11 protein-coding genes are annotated in these 13,028 nt (G+C 42.3%); 2 read left to right on the top strand and 9 right to left on the bottom strand.

Annotated elements, in window-relative coordinates:
* Positions 1–64: 64 nt before the first annotated feature.
* From F9K23_14315 to F9K23_14305, 3 genes are read right to left on the bottom strand one after another with little or no spacing between them, the layout of a single operon-like run.
* Positions 65–973 carry a tryptophan 2,3-dioxygenase gene (locus F9K23_14315; protein KAB2914374.1) on the bottom strand — a complete coding sequence of 303 codons (909 nt, stop codon included), beginning with the start codon at positions 971–973 and terminating at the stop codon, positions 65–67.
* On the bottom strand, positions 970–1,359 hold the full coding sequence (locus F9K23_14310; protein ID KAB2914373.1) for a group III truncated hemoglobin: 390 nt from the start codon (positions 1,357–1,359) through the stop codon (positions 970–972). Before F9K23_14310 ends, F9K23_14315 begins: the two co-directional genes overlap by 4 nt.
* 26 nt (positions 1,360–1,385) lie before the next feature.
* Entirely contained in the window at positions 1,386–1,817 is a 432-nt protein-coding gene (locus tag F9K23_14305) for an Rrf2 family transcriptional regulator (GenBank protein KAB2914372.1), read from the bottom strand.
* A gap of 196 nt (positions 1,818–2,013) precedes the next feature.
* On the opposite strand from F9K23_14305, the gene F9K23_14300 reads away from it, so the two are divergent.
* Positions 2,014–5,538 (top strand): TraB/GumN family protein, encoded by a 3,525-nt coding sequence (locus F9K23_14300; GenBank protein ID KAB2914371.1) that lies wholly within the window; start codon positions 2,014–2,016, stop codon positions 5,536–5,538.
* A gap of 74 nt (positions 5,539–5,612) precedes the next feature.
* Here F9K23_14300 and F9K23_14295 read toward each other — a convergent pair whose 3' ends face one another.
* The 6 genes from F9K23_14295 to F9K23_14270 all read right to left on the bottom strand — a co-directional run bounded on the left by F9K23_14295 (position 5,613) and on the right by F9K23_14270 (position 12,096).
* Positions 5,613–6,158, bottom strand: coding sequence for a DUF4382 domain-containing protein (locus tag F9K23_14295; protein KAB2914370.1), 546 nt, complete (start codon positions 6,156–6,158; stop codon positions 5,613–5,615).
* Positions 6,159–6,205: 47 nt separating this feature from the next.
* On the bottom strand, positions 6,206–6,751 hold the full coding sequence (locus tag F9K23_14290) for a hypothetical protein (protein ID KAB2914369.1): 546 nt from the start codon (positions 6,749–6,751) through the stop codon (positions 6,206–6,208).
* Between the two features lie 155 nt (positions 6,752–6,906).
* Positions 6,907–8,253, bottom strand: coding sequence for a sigma-54-dependent Fis family transcriptional regulator (locus tag F9K23_14285; protein KAB2914368.1), 1,347 nt, complete (start codon positions 8,251–8,253; stop codon positions 6,907–6,909).
* Between the two features lie 23 nt (positions 8,254–8,276).
* Complete coding sequence (locus F9K23_14280; GenBank protein ID KAB2914367.1) at positions 8,277–10,703, bottom strand: response regulator; 2,427 nt, start codon at positions 10,701–10,703, stop codon at positions 8,277–8,279.
* A 45-nt stretch (positions 10,704–10,748) separates the two neighbouring features.
* On the bottom strand, positions 10,749–11,183 hold the full coding sequence (locus tag F9K23_14275) for a response regulator (GenBank protein ID KAB2914366.1): 435 nt from the start codon (positions 11,181–11,183) through the stop codon (positions 10,749–10,751).
* Positions 11,184–11,253: 70 nt separating this feature from the next.
* Positions 11,254–12,096: a DUF4382 domain-containing protein gene (locus tag F9K23_14270; GenBank protein KAB2914365.1), complete on the bottom strand. Its 843-nt coding sequence runs from the start codon at positions 12,094–12,096 to the stop codon at positions 11,254–11,256.
* A 281-nt stretch (positions 12,097–12,377) separates the two neighbouring features.
* On the opposite strand from F9K23_14270, the gene F9K23_14265 reads away from it, so the two are divergent.
* Positions 12,378–13,019, top strand: a complete 642-nt coding sequence (locus F9K23_14265; GenBank protein ID KAB2914364.1) for a TVP38/TMEM64 family protein — start codon at positions 12,378–12,380, stop codon at positions 13,017–13,019.
* Positions 13,020–13,028: the final 9 nt, after the last annotated feature.

Here is a 13,028-nt window from a genome sequence, read left to right as displayed (position 1 = left end):
CTCTTCTGCAGCGGGGTTTTTGTTTAGTCTCGGTTAGTGGTTGTAAAAATTGTAATTACGATTATTATTCGCCCCAATGTTGTTTCTCAGTGTCGCTCCACAACGAAGGGAAAAACTTGCGTTGCTGAAACTGCGGGTGAAGGTATTTCTTCCATTCAGAACCGCCTGTAGCGGCTTTATTCTCTCCCTTACTGTCTAAGTAGTGTTTTGCGGTATTTAGGTGCACCAACGGCCATTCAATGTTATACAAACGGTCAAACTCTCTGAATTTTTGTTTCAACTCTTCCGAGGGGTTGCTGATGCCATTAAACTTATCTTCTACTGTATTCCCCTTCATTTGGTAGGCCAGCGCCACGAATTGGGCATGATACTTCTCCTCAAACTGTCGAAGAGTAAGGGTTTTCTCACCCGTTTTGCGATTAAGCCCCGCATCTTTCCAATAAATATGCCCAAAACATTCTTCAATACTTGGGTTAGCCTGCAAATGCTGTTTACCTGCCTCGTTTACAAGATTTTCTAAACGGGTGCAGTAAATTTCAATAAAGCGGAATTGTGCGCTTTGAAAACCGCTTGCAGGCGCCAACGCCGTACGGAAGGTGTTATAGTCATCATAGTCCATGCCGTCTTTCATTATATCAAATGAGTTTATCAGCATGGCCGTATAGCGGTTGATGCGGCTTATTTTGGTAATCAAAAACGATTCATCGGGCTGTGTTTCTGCACAAATTTGTTTCACCTCGTGCAGCACCAGTTTCAACATCAGCTCAGTAACCTGATGGTACATGATAAAAATTTCCTCATCCTTAAACCCTGTTTTAGGCTTTTGCAATGAGAGTAAGGTATCCACCTCAATATAGTCCCAGTAGTTTATCGGCTTTGCTTGCAGCAGGCCTTTCAAATAAGTGTCGGGGTTCTCGCCAAGGGCTTTGTACTTTTCGTTAATGGCCGCAATAAGTTGTTCTTGGTCAGTCATAGTATGGTTGTTGTTTTGTTAACTCTAATGTATTCTATCTTGTGTAAAAACATTTCGGCCATGCGGTTTCCGCGCCATTTGGCCTCCTGTGCTTTTAAGCCTGTAAAATGTTCATCAACTGTGTTTTCAAAAAGGGCCAGCCAACGGTCAAAATGTTCTTTGGCTACCTCAAGTTTGGCATGTGGAGCAAAGGGGCTGCCTAAATAAGTGTGCTCTTCCAGCAACACCGTTTGCCAAAAGCGGTACATCTTTTCCAAATGTTCAGGCCAGCGGTTTTGTATCACACCATTAAAAATGGGGCCTAATAATTCATCCGCCCTCACTCGGTCGTAAAATGTATTTACCAGCAATTGTATGTCTTCAAGCGTTTCAATTTCCTTTTTCATCTCCATGCTCCTTTCATTTTCAACTCTTATTTTAAGAAGGTTATTCCTGTTTTCAATCCGTTACTCAAGTCGTAAAGAGTCGTGGTTTCCAGCATTTCGCGCAAACCGTCGCGTATGGCCTTAAACTGATTATGCAGCGGGCAAGGGTTTTTCTCAGAGCAAGCCTTCAGTCCCAAACCGCAACCTACGTATATCGAGTCCCCGTCTATTGCCTTTACAATGTGCTGTAAGGTGATGGTTTGCACTCTTTCAGGCTCAATAGCAAAGCCCCCTGCGGGGCCTTTAATAGATGTAACGATACCGCTTTTAACTAACTGTTGTAATATTTTAGCCGTAAACGCTTCGGGCGAATCTATCCTTTCGGCGATATCCTTAAGACCTGCCCGCTGACTCTGTTCAGCCTTTGTTGCTAAATAGAGCGTTGCCCTTATTGCATATTCACAAGCTTTTGAAAACATACTTTTTGTTGTGGCAAAGGTAGGTTTCTGATTATTATCGGACAAGTTTGTCCGATAATAATTCCCTCGTTCTCAATTCTATTTATCGAAAAAACAAAAGTTACACGCGCTGTTTTGTGAGAAACTGACCATTTTTTTGTTCTTTGCACGATAAAGCTATTTTAAGCGTTCTTTTAACATTACAAATCTCTGATATATGAAGAAATACCTGACGTGTGCCTTGTTGCTGCTTGCCATTGCCCTACCCTCTGTGGCGCAAAAGAAAAATAAATACCAAGGACTGCTTTGGGAAATTACGGGCAACTCGCTTAAAAAACCATCGTACTTATACGGTACCATGCACGTGAGCAATAAGGTGGCGTTTCACTTAAGCGATTCTTTCTTCATCGCACTGAACAATGTGGATATGGCCGCATTGGAAATTGACCCCCGCATTTGGCTTGACTATATTTATGAAAATGAACCTTCGGTTTTATCAGACCATTGGAACTACAGGGATAAAGATAACGAAGGAGGTATAGGGCACACCAAGCACCTTGCCGAAAAACGGAAAAGGGCGTTGAAAATTGCCCTTTCGAGCGACTTAGAGGTGCTGAACTATCTAATGTTCCGCAACGACGAATACTCCGACAACTTTGAAGAAGATACTTATCTGGATTTATACATTTTTCAGACAGCCAGAAAACTAAACAAACGGTTTAAAGGTCTTGAAAGTTTTGAAGAGCTTGACCAGATAAATGAAGATTTGGCTAATGACGACCAAACAGAGGATTACATACCCGGTAGCAGTCGCTACAGTGGCGACGATGACAACCCGCTTTCGTTTGGTGAAAGGGTGGAGGATGCTTATCGCCGAGGCGACCTTGATTTGCTTGACTCGCTAAATGTGGTAGGTGCCAGCAAAGCGTTTGTTGAGCATATTCTATTCCGCAGAAACATCAACATGGCCAACCGCATGGATTCTATTATGAAAGACCAAACCCTGTTTACTGGCGTGGGGGCTGCCCATTTACCGGGCGAAAAGGGTATTATAGAATTGCTGCGCAAAATGGGTTACACGGTGCGCCCTGTAACTATCGGAGAACGGGATGCCGACCAAAAGAAAAAACTGGATACACTTCGCTTTGGGGTTACGTTTTCTCCTTACACCTCATTCGATGGGTATTGCAAGGTAGAAACCCCCGGCAAGCTGTTTGAGTTTCCGGGTAACGAAACGTCGAAGCAATATTTGTGTGCCGATATGATTAACGGTGCGTACTACCGTGTGATGCGTGTTAAAACATTTGCTGAGTTGCTTAATAACGATAACCAGTACTTATACAAAACCATCGACAGTTTGTTGTATGAAAACATACCCGGTGAAATATTGAGCCAAAAGAAGATTACAAAGTTTGGATTTGAAGGGTTTGATATTACCAACCGCACGCGCAAAGGCGGACACTTGCAACGATACCAGATTTTTGTAACCCCTGCCGAAATCTTTATTTTTAAACTGGCAGGTAATGGTGAATATGTAAACGGACCTGAGGCGGAACGCTTTTTCAACTCTATACGGATAGAGGTACCCGCCAAAACCAACTGGCAAAACTTTTATGCACCCGATAGCCTTTTCACCATTCGTATGCCCCATGCGCCATTGTATTATAACGACACTACCGTTTTTAGCAAATGGTTGCCCGGCCACGAGTACAGTGCCATTGATTTTGAAAACCGTAATCAGTATTATTTAATTAAACAGAATATTTCGCAGGGCAAGTTTTTGGAAGAAGACTCAATACGTGTGGAGCGGATTGCTTTTGAGTTTTTAGACAATAATAACCTTGAAGAAATAAGCCGTAAGTTTTATTACAACAATACCCGCCCTGTACTGGATATTTTGTTCCTTACTCCTGACAGTAACCGATTGAAAGTGCGCTTTACCATTAAACTCACTACACATTATACGATTGCTTGTAAATACAGTAAAGATTCAACAGCCGCAGACAATTACATTAATTCTTTTGCCATCATGCAGAGGGATTACCCCAATGCCGAAGAGTACGTAGACTCTACCCTTTTGTTCAGGGTTAAAACAGGATATACCCCTAAGAAAACGGGGAACTTTCAAGGGCGTTACACCACCAAAAAAGTAAAAGAACATAAAGGCGACTCGAGAACGGCTTCGTTTTTCCCGCCTAACAGTTATAACGGGGTGTATGTTGATTATTACCGCTACGGAAAATATTATAACCTCGTAGACTCAGCCAAATATTGGAAAAACACAGGCAATAACTCTGATTTTATAACCAGTTATCGTAAGCTTGAACACAAAGACGGGTATACTTCTGTAGAAACTAAATATGCCGATACCGGAAGCAGTGTGGTTAAATGGAGTAAAGTGATTATTAAAAACAGTGTGAAATACACGCTTACCAGCCAATATGATACTGCGGAAGGCCCTAGTGAATTTTTGAAAACGTTTTATGCCACGTTTGAGCCATTACCCGATACCACAGTGGGTGAAAACCTGTTTACCAGTCGTGCCAATGTGTACATAAATGATTTGAACGGGGATAGTGCGCACAGGGCGCAGGCGTTAGAATCAATGGGACAGATGGATTTGTTCCCTGAGGATATTGAAGCATGGAAAACGCTGATTGATACCTGCGACAGCCGCAAGAAAAACTACATAGATTATAAAGTAAAAATCATTAATAAAATACGCGAAATAAAGCTGCCCGAAAATGTGGACTACCTTACCTCGTTGTATTACAAAGCAGGCGATACCTCGGCGTTGCAAATGGCTGCCTTGTATTCAATGGCAGCAATCAAAACCGAAAAATCATATAAAAAGATACGTGAGCTTATTTTAGAAGAAACTCCGTTGGTTTCAGAATATAATACCAGTGATATTTTCAGGTATTTTGACGATTCGCTGCAACTGAGCAAATCGTTTTATCCCGATTTCTTCCAGTTAATGCCTTATACAGAGTACAAGAAAGAGTTGGTGTTACTGCTGGCTAAATTGGTTGACAGCAGCCAGATTAAACCCAAGGTGTACAAAAATATGTATCCGCAATTACTAACCGAAGCTAAGATTGCTCTTAAACGCCAAACCCGTGAGGATTTAAGCAACGGAACTAATAGCAGTTATTACGCAAACCAATATTTAGAGAATCTTTCGAGTACTTTATTGCCTTTTTATAAGGACAAAAAAATAAAAGGGTTTTATGAGAAGTTAATGGGCTTAAACAACCTGAATATAAAACTCACAATTATAAACCAAATGCTTAGGAACGACATTAAAGTGGCCGACAGCTTGTTTACTCCGTTTGCTAAACACACCTTGTACCGGGCAAAACTGTATAAAACCTTAGCGGCACTTGAACAAAGCGAACGCTTTCCTAAGAAGTTTGAAACACAAGAACTGATAGTGCAATCGCTGTTTAAGGCAGAGGAATCGTATGCTGATACCTTTGTAATGCTGGATAAGCGAATGGTGGAGTTTAAAGGGCAAAAGGGCTGGGTGTACTTCTTCAAGTATAAATCTGAACGCGGTGATAATTGGTACACAGGGGTGTGCGGGCTACAACCCGATGACACTACTAAAGTAAATACCAATACCTTGATAAATAACAGCTTTAATAACAAGTTTAACGAAAATATCAGCGTTGAAAAGCAGTTTACCATACTGTTGAAGAAAACAATGCTGATGCGAAAAGGAAACAGCTATGATTATTAAACAAAATAAAAGCGGCACGAATCCCTTCGCGCCGCTTTTTCTGGAGATGATATGAAGTAAGCTGTTTATGAGTGTTACAGAACTCTTACGTCTTTAACTTTAATCACAGGTTTTAATTTATAATCGCCTTCACCGGTTTTGATAACAGATGCCGCAGCATCAAAATCAATGGTGATATCAAGGGTTTGGTCAATGGGGATGGTTTGGTTGATATTGATTTTAAGCCCTGTTTTATCGCCGCTTGGGATAGTAAGCGGGAAGGTACCAACCGAGTCAATCACTACGGTGTTGTTGGTGCCTAAAATCAAACGCATTTGGTTTACCTTACCGGGGTCAAGCGCAGTTCCTGATGCGATAAGTGCAGTAACACTGTCCCTTAGGGTAAGCAGGTCGTAAACCCCTGCGTTGGTGGGTAGTGTAATCCATCCGTTTACACTATCGCCGTCGTTATATTTAATCTCCACCGCCACAACCTCAACATTTACTTCTTTAAAATCGCCGGGTGCATCGGTCATGTGTACCCTCATGCTGCCTTGTCCTTCGGGCGAAGGGTCTTTTTTACATGATACAAGAGCAAAGGCGGCAAACAATAGTGCTAAAATCAGTTTTTGGGTTTTCATAATCGTATTGGTTTAGTGTTCTTATTATTAATAGTTATTACCGTTTGTTAGAAAGTGAACTTAATGCCCAAGCCGGGGTCGAAGGCCATAAATACGTGGTTGTGGGTGGTAAACTCAACGTAGGGTTTTATGTCAAAGCTTAATGCAAAGGGTATGGGAGGGATTTTGTACTCTAAACCCAATGTACCGTCGATACCAATTCCTGCCCCGCCTTCCTGATAACGGTAGTAGCGGTACCAATAGCCTCTGCGGCCTTCGCGGTAGTAGTAATACCTGTCGTTGTAAAAAGTAGCGTGGGCACCGATACCGTAGTACCATTTAAGACCGGGTGCTGATGGTGCTGCAACGTGCCACTGGTACATACCGGTGATGCTGAAGGCACTGGGCCAAACCCCTATAATTCCTTCAATAGCATTACCGTTACCCATAAAGTGCTTGATGGTAAGGCCAGAAGTGTGTCCTACACGCATACCGATTGCAGTGCGGTAATTACCGGTGTTGATGGCTGGGCGTTGTGCTGCTGCCTCTTTAAAACCCAATATTGCAATACCTGCAATAAAAAGGGGTAATAGTTGTTTAGTTAATGGTTTCATGGCTGTAGGTGTTGGTTGGTTTGATAAACCCAAACACGGTGCCAGCCAAAAAATATTTTACAACTTGCTGAAAAATAAGAAATTATGATTTTCGTGTAGGCTTGCCATTTTCCCAATTTGGGAAAGTGATTGCCAAACTAAGAATTAAAGCAGGGTTATTCCCGCTCTTTAAGCATACGATAGATGGTCGATTTGCCTATATCCAACTTATCGGCTACCAACTTCACATCGTTATTGTACTTTTTCAGGTAATGTTCTATTAAACGGTATTCGTATTCTTTCAATGTCATTTCACCGCCCAAAGTATCCGGCATACTGTCCGCGTGGGCAGTAGTAATATCATCGGCGGTAATATCCGCGCCGTTGCTCATCACTACAGCAAGCTCTACCATCGATTTAAGCTCACGGATATTGCCCGGGTATGCGTACGAAAGCAGCTTGGTGCGCCCGCTTTCAGCAATCCCTGCGGGCGGCATTTTGTTTTCTTTGCAAAAGGCATTGATAAAGTATTTGGCCAGCAACAGCACGTCTTTTCCGCGCTCACGCAACGGAGGTAAATGAACGGGCAAGCCAAACAAGCGGTAGTATAAATCTTCTCTGAATTGCTTTTGTTTCACCAACTCTTGCAGGTTGCGATTGGTGGCAACAATAATGCGGCAATCGGTTTTTACAGGGGTATTGCTGCCCAGCCGTGTAATTTCTTTTTCTTGCAACGCACGTAGCAGTTTTGCCTGAAAAGCAATGTCCATTTCACCTATCTCGTCCAAAAACAAAGTACCGCCGTTGGCTTCTTCAAATTTTCCGATGCGGCGGGTTAATGCCCCTGTAAATGCACCTTTCTCGTACCCGAAGAGTTCGCTTTCGATAAGTTCTGACGGAAGTGCGGCCACGTTAACGGCCACAAACGGATTGTTTTTGCGGGGTGAATTGTAGTGTATGGCCTTTGCTGCCACTTCTTTGCCCGTGCCTGTTTCGCCCGTAATGCAAACCGTGATATTGGTGCCCGAAGCCTTTTCGAGCAAGTTCAGCACCCCTTCAACGGCAGGGCTTTCGCCTATAATTGTCTTTTTGAAATCGTACTTGCTTTGTACCTCGCGCTCCAGCGTAACGATGCGCTCTTTAAGGTGGCTGTTTTTGCGGACGTTATTTACTGTAGTAAGCAACCGTTCGCGTATGTCTTTTTCTTTCACAATGTAATCGTAAGCCCCTTCCTTCAAAAGGTTTACGGCTGTTTTTATATCGTCTTGTTCAGAAATAATAATTACTTCCGCATCAGGGCATTTGGCTTTTATCTTACCCATCAATTCTTCGCCGTCCATATCGGGCAAACGATAGTCAATGGTGATAACCGAAGGGTTTTCGTCGATGTGTTTCAGTACTTCCCCTCCCGAAAAGAAACTCTTTACTAAATAATCGGGATTTAACGACAGGGTGTACACCAGCAACTTATTGTACCACTCGTTATCCTCAACCACAAATACTGTAAAAGGAGGTTGCTTCATATTACAAGTATATAGAAAACTACTTACAGGTGCTTCAACTCGGTCTCAAGCAAGCCTATTATAAGGGCCGCCTCGGCTTTGGCATCTGCTACCTCAGCTTCCATGTTGAGGGTGCTGCCTTGTTCGCGGGCACTCAGTTCAATAGTTTTTAGTTTTTTAAGCAATGTATTGGCTTGCAAATGGCGGCAGGGCGGCACTATTTTATGCGCCGCATCGGCCAATGCTTCGCTGTCTTCTTGGGCAAGGGCGGTTTCCATTCCGGCAATGCCGCTTTGGGTGGTGGTTATAAACACCTGCACCATCTCACGCACAAAATTAATATCGCCGTTTGATAGTGCCCTTAGCTCCTCTAAATCATACTTTTTATCGGCGTTTTCTGCTGATTTTGCCTCTGCTGCATCATTATCAGTATTTGCCTGCTCATCGGGCTTGTTAACTGCGGCGTTAACCAGTAGCCTATACAGGCGGCCTTCATTAAACGGTTTAGATAATACGTGTTGCATACCTGCCTGCTTGCACCCTTCAATCTCAGCTTGCTGTGTGGTGGCTGTTAGTGCAATAATGGTAAGTTGCGCCTTATTAGGGTCGGGTAACTGGCGTATTTGCTTAGTTGCTTCTATACCGCTCAGTACAGGCATCCGCACATCCATTAATACGGCGGTATAGGTATGGTTGATAACGGCTCCAACGGCTTCTGCACCGTTATTAACCACGGTTACCTCAACACCCCACTTTTTAAGAATTGTGCTGATTAATCTGCGGTTGTATTCTTCATCGTCCGCTACCAATATGCTAATGCCCTTTAACTCGCTGTTTTTAGTTTCTACTACTTCAGTGGTTTCTAAATCACTTTCGGTGCCTATCGCATAGGGGATAATAACGGTTACCCGTGTACCCTTGCCCACTACACTGCTCAAATCAATACTGCCTTCTAATAATTCTGTCAGCTTTTTCGAGATGGTAAGCCCAAGCCCTGTGCCGCCATATTTGCGGGCATTGCTGCTATCGGCTTGCTCAAACTCGTTAAAAATGGTTTTCAGTTTTTCCTCTTCAATGCCTATGCCCGTATCTTGCACGGTTACTTGCAAAGAAACCGCATCAGTACCCTTGGGCAAGGCGGTGAAACGCACACTTACTTCTCCCTTTTCGGTGAATTTAATGGCGTTTGCCATTAGGTTGAGTATAATTTGACGCAGGCGGACAGGGTCGCCAATACAAATTTCGGGTACGGCATCGGACACCGAGGTTTGGATTTTCAAACCCTTATCAGTAGCCGCAGGCTGCATTAACAAGGCTGATTCGTGCAACAATTCAGCGGGCTTAAATCCAACGGACTCAAACCCGAGTTTGCCTGATTGTATTTTTGAATAGTCCAGTATATCGTTAATTATCCGTAATAAATGGTCGGATGATTTTTTAACAATTTGCAGTTGTTCTTTTTGCTCTTTGGTTAGTTTGCTTTGCAGCAGTTGCCCGGTAAACCCCGCAATGGCATTCATTGGGGTGCGTATTTCGTGGCTCATGTTGGCCAAAAAGGTTTCTTTGGTTTTTGCCAGATTTTCGGCTTGTATTTTGGCATCGCGCAAAGCAGCACGATAGGCTTTATTTTTCTTTGAATAACTTAAGATAAAAAAGCTGGTAACTGCCAAAAGACCGGTTGCCAGCACACAAAATATTATTATATAAAAATTAGTTTGGTTTGCTTGCTTAGTAATTTTTATGGCCTTGCGTGAGTTGGAAGTACGCTCAAAGTTCTCCATTTTTTTTATGAGTGAGCGTATTTTATCCATTACTATTTTATCCTCTTTGGTAAGGTACAACTCCTGCTCTTTCAACTCTTTTAGCTGAGATAACTGGTTGGTTTTGGCCTTATTTATCTCTTTCTCAACATCTTTTATAGTAAGTCCTGATTTTTTATCTTCCTTTTTTGAGGGGCCGAATATTTTATCAAAAATATTGGTGCTTTTTTTTGACGCGTCTTTTTGCCGTTGTTTTTCTTGTGCCGATAATTTTTGGGCAATTTTCTGCAATTCGTCGGCTACTTTTTCATTGTTTTCTAACAGCAATAACCTGTTTAATAGCGAGTATTTAATTTCAACCAGTTGGGCTACGCTATCGGCAAGTTTCACTTGGTATTCATCGCCGCTGCTTTGTTGTTTCAGCAAAGCCATTCGCCCGTCTACCTGAGAGATTGACTCATAAAACGGAGTGAGGTAGCTGTCATCATTGGTAAGCCGGTACGATTTCATACTGCTTTCCGCATCTGTTAAATCGCCTACCACTTGTTTCAGTAAGTCAATCTTTGAGTTGGGCTGGGTGGCTTCTTTGGCATCAATGATAATGCCGTGCAAACTGTTAAAAGTAAACACCCCGATGGCAGTAACCATAGCCAGTACCAGCGAAAGTATTACGATAATCCGCAGCTCAAATGAAAACACTTTTTGTCTCATCAATACTTTCAAAGTTCGGGTTTTTGGAGAGTAAATACCGTTGTTTTAGTTATACAAATGCGTGTTATTGTTAAGTGTGCTGTTTATAATGTCTTCTACTATAAAACAGCTGCGGGCAAGAGCTGCGGTATCTTTATAAATAAACTCAAAGGCACCGAGGCTTATTGTATTGTACATACTTTGAGGGTTGCGCACCTGCGATATCACTATGATTTTACAGTCGCGGCATTTTTCGCGTATTTTAGTAATTATTTCAAGCGCGGTAAGGCTGCCCAAATAAAAATCAACAAAGGCTATATCGGTATCTTCTTTTAAGTTGGCCAAAAAATCATAAGGGCTCATAAATGAGCTGATTTCGAAATCATAATTCTTTTGGGCCGAAATAATATCGGTATAGTTTTTCAACTGTTTTGAAAGGAGCCTGTTATAAAACTCATTGTCTTCTAACACGGTTATCCTATATCTTTTTGTAGGTATCATAACGGTATTTATTAGAGTGAAACATTTATAAAAAAGGGGGCCGAAGCCCCCCTTTACCCACCATACAGTGTTATAGGGCTATCTTACCCATTTGGGTAATTTGTCCCTCAACAATCACCACTCCGCTTAGTTCTTTATTCTGTTTTTCAACATCATCAATCGCTTTGGCTGCAGGGTCAATTATTAGTTTATATACTCCGGGTTTTATTCCCTTCAGCATAAACTTCCCTTCAGCATTTATGTAAGTGGCAAAAGTGTTGGTGCCGTCGGTAATTACAATGGCTGCGTTGGCTTGACCCTCAACTTCGCCTTGTATGCCGGTACGGGCATCCTTTATTTCACGTATAACGGGTTGTAATAAGTATTTGTTACCATCTTCAATAACAGAGGCCGCGGCATCAAAATCAAGCAATACTTCGGCTCCGGTTTGGGCAGTGACGGTTTCATTGATGGCTATTTCAACCTCGTTGGCCCCGCTGTACAACCACACTAAATCAACCCTGTTATCGCTTTTAATAATCCCGCCATAGTTTGCCAGTGCATAGGCATTTAATTTAAGCTCAGCCTGTGGGTCAAACTTCACTTTCAATTTTGTGTAAACACCTGCCTGTGCATTGTTTTTTACGGCAATTTCGGTTTCAATACCATTGGTAAGGCTTACCACATTTATTGCTTTTGCCCTGTTATCAATAGTTACCCAGCCTTGGCCTTCAAGATAGGCTTCAACGCTCACCACTTTTACATCCAAGGCTTCAAAATCACCGGGAGCATCTGTCATTTTCACAGTAAACGATTGTCCTGCTGCACCGGGGTTATCTTGTGGTGCAGGGGCAGCATTTTCTTCTTTTTTGCAGGCTGTCATAAGAAACATACATGCAAAAGTCATAACGAATAGATTTTTTAGAGTTTTCATGGTGTTACTGTTTTAGGGTGAAACAATTAGGTTAACACTTTACTTAAATACGAACTGTGTGCCCGATTAACACATCGCCAAAAAAACAGATATAAATACCTATATAATAAAGTCTTACCTGTGCTTTATTTGTAGCGTTAAAGCGTTACGAGTGTGCGCAGTTTTCCAAAATTGGGATGAACAGTGCCAAATTGGGATTTTAATTACCCTTTTTATCCCTTAAATACACTTGTATTTTAACACCGTTCGTATAGTTTTGTATTTACACTCTATTCAAGTTTATGAAACGCATTGCTTTGTTCAGCTTCGTGCTTATTTCCTTTTTCCTGATACTTTTTTTTCTAAGCCCTTTTATTGGTCTTGATTTTTCAGGGACAGAGGCCTTTATGAAATCGAACAACGGCCTTTGGGCAGCATTGGCAGGGGTAGGCTTATTAATTATCGACTTTTTTCTTCCCGTTCCCTCGAGCCTGATAATGATTTACCACGGAGTATTGTTCGGGCCTGTGTGGGGGGCTGTTCTTTCAGTTATCGGGGGAATGGGTGCCACATTTACGGGGTACTATGCGGGTAAGAAAGGACAAACGTTTTTGCTGCGTTTCATTCCCCAACAAGATATTGAACAATCGGCCAAGTTTTTTGAGCGTTGGGGATTGCCCATCATTGCCATTACACGGCCTGTTCCTTTACTTTCTGAGGCCATTGCCGTTGTAGCAGGCATGAGCAAAGTGAAACCAATGCCAATGGCGTTATATTCTTTGTTGGGTTTAATTCCTTCATCGGTTATTTATTCGTTAGCAGGTGCTTATGCGCTGGATATTGAGGGCGGAATCGTCTCTTTCTTAACCGTTATCGGTATTTCAGCCGCGGGTTGGCTAATCAGTTCTTACTTTCAAAAGAAACTGCAACAAACTGCTTCGTAAAGCATAACA

The organism is Bacteroidota bacterium (genome assembly GCA_008933805.1).
Lineage (GTDB): Bacteria > Bacteroidota > Bacteroidia > UBA8524 > UBA8524 > SB11.
This window is presented reverse-complemented; position numbering and strand designations above follow the sequence as displayed.

Coding starts and splice junctions, on each gene's coding strand:
- F9K23_14275 (KAB2914366.1), bottom strand. CDS start 11,183: ATGATACCTACAAAAAGATATAGGATAACCGTGTTAGAAGACAATGAG.
- F9K23_14270 (KAB2914365.1), bottom strand. CDS start 12,096: ATGAAAACTCTAAAAAATCTATTCGTTATGACTTTTGCATGTATGTTT.
- F9K23_14305 (KAB2914372.1), bottom strand. CDS start 1,817: ATGTTTTCAAAAGCTTGTGAATATGCAATAAGGGCAACGCTCTATTTA.
- F9K23_14290 (KAB2914369.1), bottom strand. CDS start 6,751: ATGAAACCATTAACTAAACAACTATTACCCCTTTTTATTGCAGGTATT.
- F9K23_14280 (KAB2914367.1), bottom strand. CDS start 10,703: ATGAGACAAAAAGTGTTTTCATTTGAGCTGCGGATTATCGTAATACTT.
- F9K23_14285 (KAB2914368.1), bottom strand. CDS start 8,253: ATGAAGCAACCTCCTTTTACAGTATTTGTGGTTGAGGATAACGAGTGG.
- F9K23_14310 (KAB2914373.1), bottom strand. CDS start 1,359: ATGAAAAAGGAAATTGAAACGCTTGAAGACATACAATTGCTGGTAAAT.
- F9K23_14265 (KAB2914364.1), top strand. CDS start 12,378: ATGAAACGCATTGCTTTGTTCAGCTTCGTGCTTATTTCCTTTTTCCTG.
- F9K23_14295 (KAB2914370.1), bottom strand. CDS start 6,158: ATGAAAACCCAAAAACTGATTTTAGCACTATTGTTTGCCGCCTTTGCT.
- F9K23_14315 (KAB2914374.1), bottom strand. CDS start 973: ATGACTGACCAAGAACAACTTATTGCGGCCATTAACGAAAAGTACAAA.
- F9K23_14300 (KAB2914371.1), top strand. CDS start 2,014: ATGAAGAAATACCTGACGTGTGCCTTGTTGCTGCTTGCCATTGCCCTA.